Here is a 17,563-nt window from a genome sequence, read left to right as displayed (position 1 = left end):
ATGCGGTACGGCCCTATTCCTTCATGCGCTTGGTCTCGTACGCCCACATCGCCACCTCGACGCGGTTGCGGGCGCCGAGCTTGTTCATCAGCGCGGCGACATGGGTCTTCACCGTGCTCAGGGTGATGTTCAGCTCCTCGGCGATCTCCGCATTGGTGCGGCCGCGCGCGACGGTCAGCAGGACCTCCTCCTCGCGCTCGGTGAGCGGCTCGATCGGCTGGGCCGGCGGGGTGGCTCGCTCCAGGCCGGCCAGCGTGGTGAGGAGACGGCGGGTGATGTTGGGCGAGATGAGCGCGTCGCCGTTCGCAGCTGCGTGGATCGCCTGGACCAGCAGCTCGGTGCCGGCGTCCTTGAGCAGGAAGCCGCGGGCGCCGGCCTTGAGGGCGCCGTGGACGTACTCGTCGAGGTCGAAGGTCGTGATGACGACGATGGCGAGGGGGTCCTCGACGCCGGGGCCGGCGAGCTGGCGGGTGGCTTCGACGCCGTCTATGCCCGGCATCCGGATGTCGAAGAGGCAGACGTCGGGACGCAGCTCGCGGGCCATCGTCACTGCCTGATGACCATCGATCGCCTCGCCGACGACCTCGATCCCGGGCTGCGCGTTGAGGATCATCGTCAGGCCGGTGCGGACCAGGAGCTGGTCGTCGGCGACCACCACCCGGATGGTCCCCTGGCTGGTCACCGCGTCACCTCGCGCGGCAGGGTCGCCTCGACGGTCCAGCCACCGGCCGGGTCCGGCCCGGCCTGGCACACGCCGCCGAGCAGCTTGGCCCGCTCAGCCATCCCGAGCAGGCCGTAGCCCATGGTGGTCGCGGGGCGGGCTGCTTCTCCGTCGTCGTGCACACGCAACCGTACGACGCCGGCCTCGCCCCGGACTTCCACGCTGACCTTCGTGGGGTAGAGGGCGTGCCGGATCGCGTTGGTGACCGACTCCTGACAGATCCGGTACACCGACACCTCGACCGGCTGCGGCAGGTCGGCGAGATCGCCCACGCACCGCACCTCCACCAAAGGGCTCATCCGGGTCAGCTCGTCCAGATCGCCGATGCCCCGCTGCGGTGCGTAGTCAACCGGCACCGCGTCGGCCGCCTCGCCATCGCGGAGCACCCGGACCATCGTGCGCATCTCGGACAACGTACGCGACGCCTCGGCCTCGATCACCGCCAGCGCCTCGACGGCCGAGGCCGGGTCTATGGCCGCCACCGCCCGCCCCGCCTGCGCCTGGATGGCGATGGCGGAGACGTGGTGCGCGACGGTGTCGTGCAGCTCGCGGGCGAGCTCACCGCGCTCGAGCGTACGGACCTGCTGGACCTCGCGCTGGCGCGCCACCGCGCGGTAGCGCATCGCGGCCCCGAGGGCGAACGACGCGACCACCACCATGGCGCCGCCGATCAGGTCCCCGACGTTCTCGGTCGCAGCAAGTCCCAGAGTCACCGGTACGGCGACGATCGCTGTCCCGATCAGCGCCTCGCGTCCTGATGCCCAGCGGTACAAGGAGTAAGGCAACAGCAGGACGCAGGCCATGGTGTTGAGCCCCACCTCGCCGACGCCGTCGAGGATCGTCGGGATCTGCAGCACCATCGCGCCGCCACCGAAGCCGACCACGGTCGCCAGGAGTGGATGAGTACGCCGCCAGAGCAGGGCCGGGATCACCAGGAGCGCGACCACGGTGGCCAAGGGACGCCACGGTACGTCGGAGCGGAAGATCGCCTCGCCCACGGCCGAGACCAGCAGGGCGCCGACCAGGGCCCAGTCCCACCACGCCCGAGCGGGCGGGTCCGGGGCACGGGGCTCGGCTAGGACTGAGCGGACGAAGGCGGTCACCACCTCTCGACCCTAGCGAGCGGACGGCCTCCTCGTACGGGGCACAAGCACGATCCTCACCTCGTACTTTCGGCCGAGGAGCCCACTGCTCCTTGGCCCGATGTGGATCGTTCGTCGTCGGGCCACGGTGGAGGCATGACCAATCTCCTCTACCGGCTCGGCCGGTCCGCCGCGACCCGTCCCTGGACCGCCATCGGCGCCTGGGTCGTTCTCGCGCTCGTCGTCATCGCCTCCTCCGCTGCCTTCGGGCGAGAGCTCGAGGAGAGCTTCGAGGCACCCGGCCTCGACTCCTACCAAGCCGCGGAGCTGCTCTCCGAGGCCCAGGCCGACGAGGGCGGGATCAGCGCCCACGTCGTGCTCGAAGCGCCAAACGCTTCGACGCAGGTGGCGCCCGTGGAGGCGGCCCTCGCGGAGCTCCCGGGTGTGCTGGGTACGACGAGCAGCGTCTCGCCGGACGGTGACATCGCGCTCGTACGGGTGCAGTACCCGGCGGTCGAGCACCTCGAAGCCTCCGACCTGGACAACCTCAAGGACGCCGTCGCCGACCTGCGTGAGGGGTCGTCGCTGACGCTGGAGACCGGCGGCGACCTGTTCTTCGCGTTCGAGGAGGCACCCACCGGGCTCGGCGAGGTCGCGGGGATCATCGTCGCGATGATCGTCCTGCTGATCGCCTTCGGCTCCTTCGTCGCGATGGGGCTGCCGATCGGGATGGCGCTGTTCGGTCTGGTCATCGGCATCACCTCGATGAAGCTGGTGACGTACCTGGTCGACATCCCGGCGTGGGCGCCGGAGCTCGCGGCCATGGTCGGGCTCGGCGTCGGCATCGACTACGCGCTCTTCCTGGTCACCCGGCACCGCGAGAACCTGGCTGCGGGGATGCCGGTTCCCGAAGCGGTCGGCCGAGCCCTGGCGACCGCAGGACAGGCGGTGATCTTCGCCGGCGGCACGGTCGTCGTGGCGATCCTCGGTTTGCTCGTCGCGGGGATCCCGTTCGTGACCGGTGGCGGGGTCGCCATCTCCGCGATGGTGCTCGTGATGGTGCTCGCCTCGGTCACCCTGCTGCCGGCACTTCTCGGACTGGCGGGACACCGGATCAACGGACGCCGGCGACGGGTCGAGATGGGGGCGCACCGGCCGAGCACCGGCTGGTACCGGTGGGGCGCTCACGTGACCCGCAACGCGACGGCGTACCTCGTCGGCGGAGCGGTCCTCATGATCGCCCTGGCCGCACCCGTTCTCGCACTCGACCTGGGCTTCCCGGACGACGGCACCAAGCCCGAGTCGAGGACCGAACGCCGCGCGTACGACCTGATCGCCGACGGTTTCGGGCCCGGCGCCAACGGGCCTCTGGTGATCGCGGTCGACATCTCGCAGGACAGGTCCGTCGTGGCGCCGCTGGCCGAGGCGGTGGCCACGGACCCGGGTATCACCTCGGTCGGCGAACCGATCATCGATCTCTCCGCGGGCGTGGCGACGCTGGCGGCTCAGCCGACCACGTCGCCCCAGGACGTCGCCACCCAGGAGACCGTCACGAGGCTCCGCAGCGAGGTCTTCCCGACCGTGCTCGACGGCAGCTCGGCGACCGCCCACGTCGGCGGTCAGACAGCGACCTTCGCCGACCTCGGTGACCGGGTGCAGGAGCGGATGCCGCGCTTCGTCGCGGCCGTGCTGCTGCTGTCGTTCCTCCTGCTCGCCGTGCTGTTCCGGTCGGTACTGGTGCCCCTGAAGGCGGTCGTGCTGAACCTGCTGAGCGTCGGTGCGGCGTACGGCGTGCTCGTCATGGTCTTCCAGTGGGGCTGGGCGGCCGGCCTGATCGGCGTGGAGTCGACGGTGCCGATCGTGTCGTTCATCCCGCTGTTCATGTTCGCGATCCTGTTCGGGCTCTCCATGGACTACGAGGTGTTCCTGCTGTCGCGGGTGCGCGAGCAGTACCGCCGCCACGGCGACAACACCCGCGCCGTCATCGAAGGGATCGCCGGCACCGGCCGCACCATCACCGCAGCCGCGCTGATCATGGTCGCGGTCTTCTCGGGCTTCGTCCTCGGCAGTGACCCGGTGGTGAAGATGATGGGCGTGGGCCTGGCCACGGCCATCTTCCTCGACGCGACCGTCGTACGACTGATCCTGGTCCCCGCCACCATGAAGCTCCTGGGCGCCGCGAACTGGTGGCTGCCGGCGTGGCTCGATCGGCTGCTACCGGAGCTGGACTCTGCGCCGGCGGAGCAGCCGGCCGAGCTGGAAAGCCCCCAGATTGGCGTATAGCAACGCGTCAAGGCCGGACAGATGATGAAAGTGCTAGCCCTAGAACGACATCTCGGCCTTCCGGCCATTCGTCTGGTTGAGCGGACCGCCAACCACAAGCTCGGTGGCACGGCAGGGCAGGTCAGGGCCATCGAAGACGGAAGGAACAGAGATCATGAGGATTTGGATCGGAAGCTGTGCCATCGCGGCGGGGCTCATGCTGGCGGGAGCCGGAGCTGCGAGCGCGGGAGAGGTGAACGGCAACGGCGGCGAGATCCCCGCGCCGGACCGCGCCTCCTCGGAGTGCGTGTTCTCGGGTCTGGACACCGCAGACTCCATCGAGGGCAACCCGGAGGGATTCGACGACGACGGGCTGGCAGTACGAGGCAACCAGAGCCCAGGCGGCACCGACCGCTACCACGGGACGCAGAGCTACGGCATGTTCGCCCGAGCCGGACTCAAGGAGTTCGTGCCGTCTCCCGGCGAGGCCTGCAGGGGCCACTGACGGCTCGCAGGGGCGGGCTCAGATCTCAGATCGCTCCGACGAGATCCAGCCAGTCGGTGAGAGCGTGCGCGCTGCGCGCCGATCGGTAGCCGACATGACCGTCCGGACGTACCGCGGTGACGCCCGTACCGGACCAGCTGTCGATGCGGTGGACGGTGACGCGTGGACCGAGACGGTCGAGCTCGGTGCGCTCGGCTTCACGAGCCAGGAGCAGGTGTACGCCGGGCGAGGCCGTGAGGTCGTGCAGCCGCGCCTGCCGACCAGCGCACGTGACGACGCGGTCCGGCAGCCGGTCGCCGGGGCGCGGCCCTCGGGCCAAGAAGCCGTCCGTCACCGACAGGGCACTGCCCGGGTAGCGCACCCACGGCTGTGAGAGAAGGGTGACGACGGCAGCCATGGCGTGGGGTTGTCGCAGTATCACCGGGAGCAGGGGTGCCAGCAGAGGCAGCACCGTGCCGCGCAGGAGCTGCGGCAACGGGTGGGTCGATGCCTCGGCGAAGAAGACCGTGTGGGTGAGGGCGAGCGCCTGCCGCGCCGCGGGCCGACGTTCGCGGTCGTAGGAGTCCAGCAGCGCGGGGCGCGCGTGGTCGGCGTACGCGAGCTTCCAGCCGAGGTTGACGGCGTCGATGATGCCGGTGTTCATGCCCTGGGCGGCTGCGGGTGAGTGCGTGTGCGCGGCGTCGCCGGCGAGGAAGAGCGGCCCGTGCCGGAACCTTCGAGCGACGCGATGTTGGAGTCGCACCTGCGCCGACCACGGCATCTCGCGGACCCGTGCCTCGAGTCCGGCGTCGTCGATGAGGGCCTGTACCTCGGCGACGGCCACCGCCTCGCCGGGCTGGCCGTAGGGCTGGTCGCCGTCGCGGGCCGGGCGAGTGCCGAGCAGGCGCCAGGTCGCCCCCTCGCCCAGTGCGAACAGGAACAGCAGGCCGGTGCGACCGGCGACCACGTGGAGCACGTCCGGCGTCAGGTCGGCTTCGAGCTCGAGGTCGGCGAGCACGATCTCCTGGCGGTAGGGGCCGCCCTCCCAGGCGATCCCCGCGGTGTTCCGCACCCTGCTCGTGGGACCGTCGCAGCCGACGACGTACCGAGGCGTGACCAGCTCGTGGCCACGCGCCCCGCTCAGGGTCGCCCGCGCGCGTTCGTCGACCACGTCCAAAGCGTCGAGCTCGACTCCCCACTCCACCTCGACGCCTCGTCGGCGCAGGGCTTCCCGCAGCACCTCCTCCACGTCCGCCTGCCGCACCATCGTCAGGTGTGGGTACGCCGTGCCCCGCATCGCCGCCTCCCCCAGCTTGACGTCCACGAACCGGCTCCCGAGGTGCAGCTGCGCGCGGGGGCTCCCGTCGGCACGGTCGAGCAGGGCAGCCGTCACCCCGAGCGGGCGCAGGCACTCGAGGGTCCGGGAGTGCACGATCATCGCTCGCGAGCGCCGGAACGCCTCGCTCCGGCGATCGACGACGCGTACCGTGGTGCCGTGCTCGTGGGCCTGCAGAGCAAGCGTGAGACCGGTGGGGCCGGCCCCGACGACGAGTACGTCCGAGGAGCTCACGACGTGCCGACCGGGCACCACCAGTCGGGGGCCGAGGGGTCGGCGAGAAGGCCGGGATCCGCGAGCACCTCGTCGCGTCGCAGCCCGGGCACGACCTTGAAGTCGATCGATTCCGGCTCGCTCACCAGCGCGAGCACCCTCCACAGCGACCGGGCGTAGTGATCGGCAAGGTCTGCCCCGTCCCACTCGTAGACACCGCGGTAGCGGCCACGCTCGTCGTCGGCGAGCCAGAGCTTGGAGACGAATCCCGGGAACCCCACGAACAGCGGGGTGTTCAGCCAGCTCTCCCACCGGAACAGCACGTGTCCGCGACCGCGAACCCGGCGGAGCCGGAAGCAGACGACCAGGAGGCACGGCTCGACAGGTGGCACTGCGACCACTGTCTCTCGGTACACCTCGCCGGTGGTGCCGTCGGCGAACCGGAGTCGGCGCCCCACGTTGCCGCGCGGCCAGTGCACGACCCCGGTGGCCAGCATTCGCGCCGAATCGACGACACAGCGTGCCACCGCACGCCACGCCGCCGCGGGAGGCAGCGGTCTTGATCTGGAGCCGCCGGGGATCGACTTCGGGTCGTCCGTGCTCATCGGCGGATCCTCTCGTCCGACGGATGACTACTCGGTGCTTCCAAGGCAACCCGAGGACGTCGTGGCCGACGAGGGGCCTTCGTCCTCTCACTCGGTGACAGACGCCCTCAGGCCATCCGCGACCCGCTCGACGGGACCGGCCGGTTGCGGCCGATCAGGCACTCAGGAGCAAGGCGTCGTCGGGCACCGTGATCCAGCCATGCGTCTCGGACAACGCGCGTGCGCTGCGTCTCAGCACGTCGAGACCGGGGTGATCGAGATCCGCGCGCCAGCGCATCGTCCAGGGGAACAGTGCGACAGGCTCGACGAGCGGACGCATGACGATGCCCTCGACCGGCGGCTGGCTCTCCAGGGCCAGCCCGGGCGCACCGTGCAGCCGTAGGTGCGCGGCGAGCTCGGCACCGCCGAGGACATGGGGATGCCCGTCCGTCGGGTCCACACCGAACGGCGCGAGGAGCTGACCCATCGCGCGGGCCCATGCGGGAGTCACGTGGTCTCCGGAGCGCGTGCACACCTGGGCCGTACGGAGGGCCTCGAGCGGTACGGCGTCGAGCGCGGTGAGCTCATGGTCGTCGGGGAGCAGCACGATGATCCGCTCATGGCGGACCGCCTGCCCACGCGGGGCCGCGACGCCCTGTGGGGTGGCGCCGAAGCCGACGTCTGCCCCGACCACCGTGTCCGCGGATCCGCCGCCGAAGCGGACGATGAACTCGACGTCAGGGGCTGCCCGCCGAGCCGCGTCCAGCACACGAGCAGGCGTCGTTCCCGGCGCGACGGCGTCGATGACAAGGCTGCCGGTATCGGCACGCAGGTCGCGTACGGCACGGTCGTGCAGCGCGATGAGCTCACGCGCTCGGTCCAAGAGACGCCGGCCCTCCGGTGTGAGTGCGACGCGGCGCGAGGAGCGGTCGAGGAGGCGGACGCCCGCAGCGCTCTCGAGCCGGCGTACGTCTCGGCTGAGCGCCTGCTGGGCGATGAAGAGCCGGTCGGCCGCGCGCCCGAAGTGCAGCTCCTCCGCGACCGCCACGAAACGGCGCAGGAGCCTGATCTCGAGGTCGGCTGCCACGGGCCCATTCTGTCCGGTCGGCGAACCGGGCGGCAGCCGATCGACAACAGAAGTGCGTCGATCCGCGCTTCGCTGGTGTTGGACGCGCGTCCGGAGCCGCGAGGAACCTGGAGGCATGTCCTCGTCGAGCCCCGCGCCGGAAAGCCCTCGCGTGATCACCGCGCTGCACGGTGGCGTGGGCATTCTCGTCGCGGTCTGGGGCGCGGGGCTTCCCGTCCTCGACGCCCGAGTCGATCTCGGCCCCACACGACTCGGGCTCCTGCTCCTCGCTCTCGCGCTGGGCGCTGCGGTTGCGATGCCGCTGGCGGGACAGCTCGCCCACCGCTGGAGCGACGCCGCCGTTCTGCGCGTCGCCCTCCCCTCGGCAGCGCTCCTCCTCGCCGCGATCGGCGCGATGCCCACAGCCGAGCCGATGATCGCGCTCGCCGCCGTCTTCGGCCTCTGCTGCGGCGGCATCAACGTCGGGCTCACCTCGCAGGCGACGGCCGCCGAGCGCGCAGCGGGACGACCCGTGATCGCCCGGATGCACGGATTCTGGACGCTCGGCGCCGTCCTGGGGTCGTCGGCACTGGCGGCGGCGCTGCGCGCCGGCGGCGACAGCGTCCTGCTCCTGCCCGCAGCCGCACTGAGCGCCGGCGCCCTGCTCACTCTGCTGGCGCTGCGGCTTCCGGCTGACCGCACCGGCACCGACCCGGACACTGTCGCGGATCCGAACGCGGCGGCCTCCCAGGGACCGACTCGCGCGGTGAGCCCCGTACTCATCGGCGCCGGCGCCGTGGCCGCCGCTGCCTTCGTGGTGGAAGGCGCCGCAACTGATTGGGCGGGCATCCACACGACTCGCGTCCTCGGCGCGGATCCGGCCGCCGGAGCGATGATGTACGCCGTCTTCTTCGCTGCGATGACCGTCGTCCGCTTCGCGGGAGACCGTCTGCGCCGCATCGTCGTCGCACCGATCCTCGTAGCGGCGGCCGCCGGGGTGACGATGCTCGGGTTCGTACTCGTCCTCCTCTCCCCCATCGTCGTGGAGGGTGCCCAGGTCGTGGTCGCCACCGGCGGATGGGCGCTCGCCGGCGCGGGCACGGCCCTCGTCTGGCCGATCGTGATCGGCAGCCTCGGCGCCTCCCGGATCGACCCGCGGCGGCTCTCGGTCGTCACCACGATCGGATATCTCGGCGGGTTCGTGGGGCCGGTTCTCATCGGCGGGCTCGCCGCCGGGGTGGGACTGGCCGGCGCGATGGTGCTACCCGCGACGCTCACTGTCCTGCTCGCGGCGGCCGCGCCGCCTCTCGTCTCCCGGCTCCTGCACCTGGAACCGACCCGCCCATTGCCTTCACCGATACCGACACCGAGGAGAACGCCATGTACGCACCCGTCCAGATCGACCTGCCCGAAACGCGCTTGAACTACGAGTTACGCGGATCCGGGCCCGCCATAGCGCTCGTCGGATCGCCGATGACCGCCGAGGAGTTCGCCCCGCTCGCCGAGGCGCTCGCCGCCGACCACACCGTCCTCACCCACGACCCGCGCGGGCACGGCGGGAGCGTCATGGCCGATCGGTCCGTCGGCTCCACACCCGAGCAGCGCGCGGACGATCTCGCCGAGCTCGTACGCCGCACGGACCTGGGCCCCGTCGCGATCCTCGGGTCCAGCGGCGGCGCCGTGACGGCCCTCGCCTTCGCCCAGCGCCATCCCGAGCTCGCCACGACGATCGTGGCCCATGAGCCCCCGCTGCTGGAGCTCCTCGACGACCGCGAGGAGCAGCGCACCCTGACGGACACGATGAGGCGCCGCCATGCCGACGGCGACGTGGTCGGCGCATGGGGCATGTTCTTCGAACAAGCGAACATCGTCGTGCCGGACGGCATGCTCGAGGCCATGTTCGGCGGCGAGCGCAACGCGAGCGCCCTGGCGGAGGAGGCGTTCTGGTACGCCCAGGAGCTGCCTGCCTCCGTGCGGTGGGAGCCGGACGAGGAAGCGCTGCGCCGCGGACCACGGATCGTCCTCGGCATCGGCGAGGAGTCGGCTGGTCAGCTGTGCGAGCGTACGACCGAGGCGCTCGCCGCGCGACTCGGACTCACCGCCATGCGGTTCCCCGGCGACCACACCGGTTTCGTGGATCACCCGAGTGCCTTTGCCGCGCGGCTGAAGAACGCGCTGGTCTGACCGGGTCCCACCCGGGCTGAAGCGCTAGCTCGGTGGCGAGTTCCGGAACTGGAACTGGACCCGTACGTCGTCGTCGAGCCGGACGAGGATCGTGGTGCCACCGGCACTCCAGGTGTCGGGCACGAGGAACATCCGGTCGTCTCCCTGGATCAGCAGCCTCAGTCGCCAGTAGCGGAAGCGGTATTCGTCCTCGCCTGCATCCGGCCGTACGACCTCCTCGACTCCCGCGGTGGCCGGGACGTGCAGCCGCTCGCGGGTGTCGAGGACGACACTGGGCAGGCTGCGCAGGTTGCGGGCCTGCTCCATCGCCAGGCCACGGCCGGTCCACTGCGCGGTCGTGGCCGTCGCCCAGATCACGCAGGCGGCCACGCCCGCCCAGAGCAGCATGATGCGCGGTTCGAGGCGGCCCCCGCGCAGGCGCAGGGCGTACGCCACGAGTGCCGCGCCACCACCGAGCAGGACCGGCGTCACCAGGGCGTAGTAGGCCCAGCCACCAACGAGGGAGAAGCCCGCAAGCAGCACGGTTCCGGCCACCAGGAGGGCCAAGCCGACGCCGAGGACGATCGTGACGAGCCGGCCGAACCAAGGCTCCGCGGCCTGTCGCCGAACCCAATGGTGGAGGGCAACCACCGCGACGCCGCCCAGCACCAGGACCAGCATCGGAGTCAGCAGCGGCTGCGGGCTGCGCATGACATACGCGCGGGTGCTGAGCCCGATCACGTCGACGTCGAGGCCGAAGTAGTCGTACTGGGCGCGGGCGGCGACGTACCCGAAGTAGAAGAGCACGCCGCTGATCACCGTCACCGGCGCGACGAAGCTCGTCGCCAGGCTCACCCAGCGGTCCATCCCCGTCGGCGGCGTATCGGTCATGGCTCAGCCCGATTCGGCCGGGTCCGTCGACTCGGACGACTCGGTCGACTCGGACTCCGTGTCGACCTCCGGCGCGTTGAGGAACGCCTCGGTGTCGCCACCCTCCACGTCCTCGAGCTCGCAGGGCTCGGCCGGGCAAGTCATCTCGCCGCTGAGCCGCAGCGCGGCGTCCTCACCCTCCTGCTCATCGGTCCAGGGAACCAGGGACCGCATCGCCACCTGGCAGCTCAGCGAGTCGGCGGTGAAGACGAATCCGTCCAGGCAGGGCACGCCGTCGCACGCCGCGTCAGCCGGCTCGAAGACCTCCGGCTCGACCTCGTAGCCGGTGACGACGACCGAGACGCCCTCGGGCATCGACGGGTCGTTACCGCTCGGCCAGAGCCAGCTGACGTCGGCACAGACCACGCCGGGGCTGCCGTCGAGCGGGTACGACCCGCCGCCGATCGGGAGCGTCGGCACGGACACCACCGGCTCGTCGGGATCCGTCGGATCATCGGGATCAGGATCCCCCTGCCCGGTCTCCGCGGAGCTCGCATCCGCGACGTCCACCTCCGACTCTCCGTCGGACGAGCCGCAGGCAGCCAGGAGCAGGAGTGCACAAGGGATGGCGGCGAGGAGCGAACGGTTCAACAGCATGAACAACACCTCCTGAACAAAGACGGAGCCGGGACGTGCACTCAGGTCGGCTGAGCCAGCTGAGCCAGCTGAGCGAGTCCGGGCTTGGTGTGCTTCGCCAGCCGTTCGCGAGCGTCGTCGAGGGCAGCCGATCCGGGATACCCGGGCGCGACCCGAGCCGGGTTGAGCGCGACCCCGTCCGACCACGCCTTGATGTCCGGCTCGGACAAGAACGACATCGCCGCCTGTGTGCCCAGGACGTTCATCTTCGCCCAGGTCGCCATCGAGTCGGGGAACGGGCTCGGCGGGCAGAGCCGGTTCTTCTCGGCGTCGGCGTCACGGGTGGCCTCGACGTAGCCGATGACCGCGGCACCGAAGCAGGGGAATCCGGCGCGGATCGGCTGCAGCGTGATCGCCTCCGGGCGCCAGACCGGGAGCAGCGGCGGATACTTCAGCCCGTCCGCCGCGCAGTGCACGACCAGGGCGTCGTCGGCGATGGCCAGGGATCCATCGGCGAAGGTGAGGCTGCCGCGGTCGACGTGTTGGATGTGGCCGCGGCGTACGACGTTCTCGAGGGTACGCAGCTGCTCGAGCTCCCAGGTCGCCAGCGTCGGTGTCTTGGCCATCGTCGGCATGACCGATCGGTCGATACGGAGCATGATGCCGGCGTCCTCCAGCCCGAGGAACAGGTCCTCGAGCGACGTCGACCTCTCGGCGAGCTGCATCGTGTCGGCGGCCATGCCGAGGAAGATCGCGGGATCGGGCTGGACGACGGCCCGGTTGAACATCCACGGGTCCCGCGGCCGCACCCAGCAGATCGCGTCGGGGTCGACGCCGCGCGACAGCAGCCAGATGCACGCGTCGGTCGCGGTCTTGCCGGATCCGACGATGACGTACTGGCTCGGGGTCTCCTCGAGCCGGGCGAGATCGTTGACCGGCAGCACCCGGGCACCCTCGCCGACACCGAACGGCGGCGGCTTCTCGGCAGGGATGCTGGGAGCCAGGTAGCGGGCGTCGACGATCCGCGCGCCGGGCATCTCGAACCGCTCCCCCGAGATGCGCGAGACGACGGTGCCGTCGCCGACGTACTCGCTGTTCGGGAAGAACTCGACCTTGCCCGACTCCACCATCCGATCGAGGATCCGCGCGTAGTAGGCGCAGATCTCCGCCTGGGTGGCCCGCTCCTGAAGACCCTTCTCAGGACCGCGCTGCTGAAGCTGCCCGCCGCCGAGCAGGGTCGAAGGGACACCGTAGAAGGCGGAGGCCTGATGCAGGCGGACGAACGGGTACGCCTCCAGCCAGTGTCCACTGACACCGTGGCGGCGATCGACCAGCGCCACCCGCACGTCGGCGTGCCCGGTCAGAGCGTCGGTGAACGCCATCCCCATGGCGCCGGCACCCACCACCAGGTAGTCGACATCGACCGTGCGGCTCATGCCTCCACCAAAGCACGGCACGGACCTTCACGGTCAATAGGCAGGTGGAGCTATACCCGGTCTCGGGCACACGCGATGAGGGCACCGAGGTCGAGACCGTACGTCGGACCAGCACCCTGTTCGTACGCCTGCAGCCGACCCGCCGCCCGCTCGATCAGCCGGGAGGCGCCGACGGTGTTGCCGCGCTCGTGGTGGGTCAGGCCGACGCACAGCTGGGCCAGGCCCTGCCACAGCTCGCGCTCCTCCTCCGGGCACGACTTCCACCGGACCTCGAGAGCCTCGTGGGCCGCGAAGGGGCGCCCCTGGTCGAGCAGGCTGCGGGCGTACGCCAGGGTCTCCTCCGGCGGGAGCGGTTCCTCGGAGATGGGCTCGACGCCGACTGCGCCGTACGGCAAAGGACGGCCGAGCGCGTCACGCGGTCGGGCCTGTTGTGCCCGCCCTTGTTCGTTCCGGTCGCGATCGCTCACCATGTCGGCCTCCTCGGCTCCCACCCTACGGACCCACTGAGATAACCGATTGCACGGGACGGCGGGGCCGGTGAGTCTCAGCCCATGGAGTTCTTCTGCTATCACCGCGACCGCCCGGGGTCGACGCCGCTGCGCACCGAGATGGTGGAGGAGCACTGGAGCTACATGGACCGGTTCGCCGCGACGATGATCGCCCGCGGCCCGACCTTCACCAGCGACGAGACGCTGACCGGGAGCGTGCACATCCTCGACCTCCCGGACGCCAGCGCAGCTCGCGCGTTCGCCTTCGAGGAGCCCGGCTACCAGGCCGGCGCCTACCGTGACGTGCTGCTGCGGCGGTGGCACAACGAGCTCGGCCGGACCATGTGGGACTTCGACGGCCGGCCCGACGCCGACCGCTACCTCGTCCTCGGGTTCACCGAGCCGACGACCGACCCGATCGAGCTGCCGCGCGGCGACGAGCTGATCGCGGCCGGGCCGCTGCTCTCCGACGACGCGACCGTGGTGCTGGGCGCGGCAGTGCTGCTGGAGGCAGCCTCCGAGCATGCGGCTCGGCAAGCCCTCTCCCCCGGCCGCTACGTCTGGGTCGAGGTCCATCGGTGGGAGTTCGGCGGGCGGCCCGCGTAGAAGGGCCTCGACCGGTAACGTGACCGGCATGACCGCCACACCAGGGATCGACGTCGCTGCTCCGCCGTCCGGCACAGGATGTGCCGAGTGCCTAGCGAGCGAGGTCGGATGGTGGCTACACCTCCGGCGGTGCGCCGAGTGCGGCCACGTGGGCTGCTGCGACAGTTCCCCGGCGCAGCACGCCACCCGCCACTTCCGCGAGACCGGCCACCGCTACATGCAGAGCTTCGAGCCCGGCGAGACGTGGTTCTGGGACTTCGAGAACCAAGAGGCGCTCAAGGGCCCGGAGCTGGCCGAGCCCACGAGCCGCCCCGAGTCCCAGTCCTCACNGGGCGCCTGGCTCCGGGCGACGCGCTGCCGCCCGAAGGACCTCTCAGCGAGCAGTTCGGCGTGAGCCGCACCGTCGTACGCGAGTCCGTGAAGCGCATCGAGGAGAAGGGCCTCGTCACGATCGCGCGCGGGCGTGGCACCGAGGTGCGCCCGATGACGGCGTGGAACACGATGGACCGAGTGGTCCTCTCCGCCTTGATCAAGCACGACGAGACGCTGGGCATTCTCGACGAGCTCAGTGTCGTCCGCGCCCAGCTCGAGTCGGTGATGGCTGCGGAGGCCGCCCAGCGACGATCGGACGAGCAGGTCGCCGAGCTCGACCGGGCGATGCAGCGGATGCGGGAGAGCACCGCCGACGAGGATGTCTTCCGCGCCGCCGACGTGGCCTTCCACGAGACCGTCATGGAGCTCTCCCGCAACCGGCTCGCCGGCAACATCGCTCGTACGCTCATGGACCACGCACTGGAGAGCTCGCGCTACCACGGGGTCGACACGCCCGACGCCTTCGCGGTGACCTTGCGTGAGCACGAGGCGGTGCACGCCGCGATCTCCGAGGGCGACCCGGTCCGGGCGCAGGACGCGATGAGNTCGCGGAGAGCGTGCCGATCTCTCGGATCACTCCCCCGTCGACGTGTACGTCGGTCGGCTCGGCCCCGAGGACCGAGACTCCCTTGATCAACAAACTCATGCGGACTCCTCGCCGGCAAGCAGGTGGTAGAGGACGGACATCCGGATCGCGACCCCGGCCGAGACCTGGTCGAGGATCCGCGAGGAGGCGGCGTCGGCGGCCTCGGGAGAGATCTCCAGGCCGCGGTTCATCGGCCCGGGGTGCAGGATCGGCGCACCCTCGCGCAGCATTCCGAGCCGCTGACGGGTGAGCCCGTAGCCGACGGTGTACTCCCTCGACGTCGGGAAGTAGCCACCGCTCATCCGCTCCCGCTGGACGCGCAGCATCATCACCGCGTCGACCTCCGGCAACACGTCGTCCAAAGAGTAGGAGGTGGCGAACCCGTCGGCCTTGGCCCACTCGGTGATACCCGAGGGCATCAGCGTGGGCGGGGCGACGGCGGTCACGGAGGCTCCGAGCTTGGTCAGCGACTTCACGTTCGACCGGAACACCCGCGAGTGGGTCAGGTCGCCGACGATCGCGATCCGCTTGCCCTCCAGGGAGCCGGGCCCGCCGAGCTGGCGCTGGAGCGTGTAGCCGTCGAGCAGAGCCTGGGTGGGGTGCTCGTGCATCCCGTCGCCGGCGTTGATCACGGGGATGTCGAGCCAGCCGGCGACCTGATGGGCCGCGCCGGAGGCCGAGTGACGCATCACCAGGCCGTCGACGCCCATCGCGGTCACGGTCAGCACGGTGTCGCGCAGCGACTCGCCCTTCGAGGTCGAGGAGCCCTTCGCCGACAGGTTGATCACATCGGCCGAGAGCCACTTCCCAGCGATCTCGAAGGAGGACCGGGTGCGGGTCGAGTCCTCGAAGAAGAGGTTGATCACCGTACGCCCACGCAGCGCCGGGAGCTTCTTGACCTCACGCTTCTGGACGTCGTGCATCTCGGCGGCGGTCGCGAAGAGCTGCTGGATCTCCTCCGCGCTCACGTCGTCGATGGACAGCAGATGCTTCGTCATGCCGGAACCCCCTCGAGCTCCACGATGCGTACCTCGTCGATGCCGTCGATCTCCTCCAGGCTCAGCCCGACCCGCTCGGAGCGGGCGGTGGGGAGGTTCTTGCCGACGTGGTCGGCCCGGATCGGCAGCTGCCGGTGGCCGCGGTCGACGAGAACGGCCAGACGTACGACGGCGGGGCGACCGTAGTCGGCCAGGGCGTCGAGCGCGGCGCGGACGGTGCGGCCCGAGAAGAGCACGTCGTCGACCAGCACCACGGTCTTGCCGTCGATGCCGCCGGGCGGGATCTCGGTGTGGTGCGGAGCGCGGGTGGGATGGGTGCGCAGGTCGTCGCGGTACATCGTCACGTCGAGCGCGCCGTGCGCGACCGGGTGACCCTCGGCAGCCTCGATCCGTGTGGCGATCCGCTTGGCCAGCGGCACCCCGCGGGTGTGCAGACCCAGCAGCACCAGGTCTTCCGCATCGCGGTTGCGCTCCAGGATCTCGTGGGAGATCCGGGTCAGCGCCCGGGAGATGTCACGGGCATCGAGCACGACACGACCATCGGTCGACGGCTCTCGGGCAGGCTCTGCAGACAAGGTTGTGGTCTCCTTCTCCGCCTCACGGGACGGCTCGTTAAAGGATCGGCACAACCCTATCCTCACTCCAGGTCGATCAGCACTTTCCCGACCGCACCGGCCTCGACCGCGTCGTGGGCGGCGGCGGTCTCCTCGAGCCGGTAGTGGTGAAGAGGTACGCCGCCCTCCGGGCCGACTCGCAGCGCCCCTGCCGCCACGGCGGCGGCGACGTCGTCGGCCGCGGCCTGGATCTGCGCCTCCTCGATGCCGTAGAGCTGGATGAACTGGTAGCGCAGGTTGAGCGAGAAGGTGGCCCGCACGGGCATGGTGAGCTCGTCGCCGCCGTTGTTGGCGTAGATCGCGATCGTGCCGCGCTTGGCGATGACCGCGCGGTCCAGGTCGTTGTTGACCGCCGGGGCGACCTCGACGATCTGGTCGACGCCGTCCGGCGCGATCTCGCGGATCGCAGCGGCCGGGTCGCCCTCACGGTAGTTGACGATGTGGTGCGCCCCGGCGGCCTTCGCCAGCGCGGCCTTCTCCGCGGAGCTGACCGTGGTGATCACCTTCGCCCCCGCCCACACGGCGAGTTGGATCGCGGCGTTGCCGACCGCTCCGGCACCGCCGTGGACGAGGATGGTGAGGCCGTTGAACGACTGCGGGGCCACCCGCTCCACCGAGCCGGAGGTCAGGGCCCGGTGGGCGGTCATCGCCGGAACCCCGAGCGACGCGCCGAGGTCGTAGGAGGCGCCCACGGCCAGCTCGACGGCCTTGTGGGCCGGCACGGTGACGTACTCCGCCGCGGTCCCCCAGGCCTGCCCGTGCTGGACCATGAAGAGCCAGACCGGCTGACCGACGACGTGGTCGGTCACGCCCTGACCGATCTCCTCGATCACGCCGGCGCCGTCCTGGCCCGGGGTCGCCTCGGGAGTCGTGAGGGTCGCGCTGATGCCGGCGCGTACCTTCCAGTCGGTGGGGTTGACCCCCGCCCGCACCAGCCTGACCAGGACCTCGCCCGGGCCGGGCTTCGGCACCGGGCGCTCGGTCAGACGCATGGCGGAGGAGGGACCGTTCTCGGAGTAGACGACTGCGCGCATGACTCCGACGTT

General features: G+C 70.8%; 19 protein-coding genes. 7 read left to right on the top strand and 12 right to left on the bottom strand.

All coding sequences use genetic code 11. The features are described from left to right. Positions 1 to 13: 13 nt before the first annotated feature. Both ACFX43_RS16780 and ACFX43_RS16775 read right to left on the bottom strand, forming a co-directional pair. The gene (locus ACFX43_RS16780; RefSeq protein ID WP_378830042.1) at positions 14 to 682 is read right to left on the bottom strand and encodes a response regulator; all 669 of its coding nucleotides are present in this window, start codon (positions 680 to 682) and stop codon (positions 14 to 16) included. Further along, on the bottom strand, positions 679 to 1,827 hold the full coding sequence (locus ACFX43_RS16775) for a sensor histidine kinase (protein ID WP_378830029.1): 1,149 nt from the start codon (positions 1,825 to 1,827) through the stop codon (positions 679 to 681). The genes ACFX43_RS16780 and ACFX43_RS16775 overlap by 4 nt, the downstream gene beginning before the upstream one ends. Before the next feature lie 132 nt (positions 1,828 to 1,959). On the opposite strand from ACFX43_RS16775, the gene ACFX43_RS16770 reads away from it, so the two are divergent. Next, entirely contained in the window at positions 1,960 to 4,086 is a 2,127-nt protein-coding gene (locus ACFX43_RS16770) for an MMPL family transporter (RefSeq protein WP_378830016.1), read from the top strand. Between the two features lie 154 nt (positions 4,087 to 4,240). Then, entirely contained in the window at positions 4,241 to 4,570 is a 330-nt protein-coding gene (locus ACFX43_RS16765; protein WP_378830009.1) for a hypothetical protein, read from the top strand. A 25-nt stretch (positions 4,571 to 4,595) separates the two neighbouring features. Here the strand turns inward: ACFX43_RS16765 and ACFX43_RS16760 are convergent, their stop codons facing one another. The 3 genes from ACFX43_RS16760 to ACFX43_RS16750 form a co-directional block, all read right to left on the bottom strand. After that, complete coding sequence (locus tag ACFX43_RS16760; protein ID WP_378830003.1) at positions 4,596 to 6,119, bottom strand: FAD-dependent monooxygenase; 1,524 nt, start codon at positions 6,117 to 6,119, stop codon at positions 4,596 to 4,598. Then, positions 6,116 to 6,703, bottom strand: coding sequence for a hypothetical protein (locus tag ACFX43_RS16755; RefSeq protein WP_378829994.1), 588 nt, complete (start codon positions 6,701 to 6,703; stop codon positions 6,116 to 6,118). The genes ACFX43_RS16760 and ACFX43_RS16755 overlap by 4 nt, the downstream gene beginning before the upstream one ends. 154 nt (positions 6,704 to 6,857) lie before the next feature. Further along, positions 6,858 to 7,769, bottom strand: a complete 912-nt coding sequence (locus tag ACFX43_RS16750; protein ID WP_378829989.1) for a LysR family transcriptional regulator — start codon at positions 7,767 to 7,769, stop codon at positions 6,858 to 6,860. Positions 7,770 to 7,884: 115 nt separating this feature from the next. Here ACFX43_RS16750 and ACFX43_RS16745 point away from each other — a divergent pair, with 115 nt between their 5' ends. Together ACFX43_RS16745 and ACFX43_RS16740 are read left to right on the top strand one after the other, a co-directional pair. After that, entirely contained in the window at positions 7,885 to 9,171 is a 1,287-nt protein-coding gene (locus tag ACFX43_RS16745; RefSeq protein WP_378829983.1) for an MFS transporter, read from the top strand. Continuing rightward, positions 9,129 to 9,932, top strand: a complete 804-nt coding sequence (locus tag ACFX43_RS16740) for an alpha/beta fold hydrolase (protein ID WP_378829978.1) — start codon at positions 9,129 to 9,131, stop codon at positions 9,930 to 9,932. Before ACFX43_RS16745 ends, ACFX43_RS16740 begins: the two co-directional genes overlap by 43 nt. A 24-nt stretch (positions 9,933 to 9,956) precedes the next feature. Here ACFX43_RS16740 and ACFX43_RS16735 read toward each other — a convergent pair whose 3' ends face one another. From ACFX43_RS16735 to ACFX43_RS16720, 4 genes are read right to left on the bottom strand one after another with little or no spacing between them, the layout of a single operon-like run. Beyond that, positions 9,957 to 10,802 (bottom strand): hypothetical protein, encoded by an 846-nt coding sequence (locus ACFX43_RS16735; protein WP_378829971.1) that lies wholly within the window; start codon positions 10,800 to 10,802, stop codon positions 9,957 to 9,959. A 3-nt stretch (positions 10,803 to 10,805) separates the two neighbouring features. After that, positions 10,806 to 11,438 carry a hypothetical protein gene (locus ACFX43_RS16730; RefSeq protein WP_378829967.1) on the bottom strand — a complete coding sequence of 211 codons (633 nt, stop codon included), beginning with the start codon at positions 11,436 to 11,438 and terminating at the stop codon, positions 10,806 to 10,808. A 41-nt stretch (positions 11,439 to 11,479) separates the two neighbouring features. Further along, positions 11,480 to 12,853: an NAD(P)-binding protein gene (locus tag ACFX43_RS16725; protein WP_378829964.1), complete on the bottom strand. Its 1,374-nt coding sequence runs from the start codon at positions 12,851 to 12,853 to the stop codon at positions 11,480 to 11,482. Between the two features lie 50 nt (positions 12,854 to 12,903). Then, positions 12,904 to 13,323 carry a DUF309 domain-containing protein gene (locus ACFX43_RS16720; RefSeq protein ID WP_378829958.1) on the bottom strand — a complete coding sequence of 140 codons (420 nt, stop codon included), beginning with the start codon at positions 13,321 to 13,323 and terminating at the stop codon, positions 12,904 to 12,906. Positions 13,324 to 13,404: 81 nt separating this feature from the next. Here ACFX43_RS16720 and ACFX43_RS16715 point away from each other — a divergent pair, with 81 nt between their 5' ends. From ACFX43_RS16715 to ACFX43_RS16705, 3 genes are all read left to right on the top strand, one after another. Then, positions 13,405 to 13,947 carry a YciI family protein gene (locus ACFX43_RS16715; protein ID WP_378829951.1) on the top strand — a complete coding sequence of 181 codons (543 nt, stop codon included), beginning with the start codon at positions 13,405 to 13,407 and terminating at the stop codon, positions 13,945 to 13,947. 28 nt (positions 13,948 to 13,975) lie between these two features. Continuing rightward, complete coding sequence (locus ACFX43_RS16710; RefSeq protein ID WP_378829944.1) at positions 13,976 to 14,341, top strand: UBP-type zinc finger domain-containing protein; 366 nt, start codon at positions 13,976 to 13,978, stop codon at positions 14,339 to 14,341. Next, a complete protein-coding gene (locus tag ACFX43_RS16705; RefSeq protein WP_378840945.1) occupies positions 14,284 to 14,952 on the top strand; it encodes a FadR/GntR family transcriptional regulator in 669 nt (222 codons plus the stop codon). The genes ACFX43_RS16710 and ACFX43_RS16705 overlap by 58 nt, the downstream gene beginning before the upstream one ends. A gap of 9 nt (positions 14,953 to 14,961) precedes the next feature. On the opposite strand, the gene ACFX43_RS16700 is transcribed toward ACFX43_RS16705, so the two are convergent. The 3 genes from ACFX43_RS16700 to ACFX43_RS16690 all read right to left on the bottom strand — a co-directional run bounded on the left by ACFX43_RS16700 (position 14,962) and on the right by ACFX43_RS16690 (position 17,551). Beyond that, the gene (locus ACFX43_RS16700) at positions 14,962 to 15,903 is read right to left on the bottom strand and encodes an aspartate carbamoyltransferase catalytic subunit (protein ID WP_355224963.1); all 942 of its coding nucleotides are present in this window, start codon (positions 15,901 to 15,903) and stop codon (positions 14,962 to 14,964) included. Next, the gene (gene pyrR / locus ACFX43_RS16695; RefSeq protein ID WP_378829938.1) at positions 15,900 to 16,478 is read right to left on the bottom strand and encodes a bifunctional pyr operon transcriptional regulator/uracil phosphoribosyltransferase PyrR; all 579 of its coding nucleotides are present in this window, start codon (positions 16,476 to 16,478) and stop codon (positions 15,900 to 15,902) included. Before pyrR ends, ACFX43_RS16700 begins: the two co-directional genes overlap by 4 nt. 62 nt (positions 16,479 to 16,540) lie before the next feature. Next, positions 16,541 to 17,551 (bottom strand): NADPH:quinone reductase, encoded by a 1,011-nt coding sequence (locus ACFX43_RS16690; RefSeq protein ID WP_378829932.1) that lies wholly within the window; start codon positions 17,549 to 17,551, stop codon positions 16,541 to 16,543. Positions 17,552 to 17,563 lie beyond the last annotated feature (12 nt).

The sequence above is a fragment of the Nocardioides sp. YIM B13467 genome, from assembly GCF_042788075.1.
Lineage (GTDB): Bacteria > Actinomycetota > Actinomycetes > Propionibacteriales > Nocardioidaceae > Nocardioides.
Note: the sequence above shows the minus strand (reverse complement) of the source record. Positions and strands in the feature narration are given on the sequence as shown.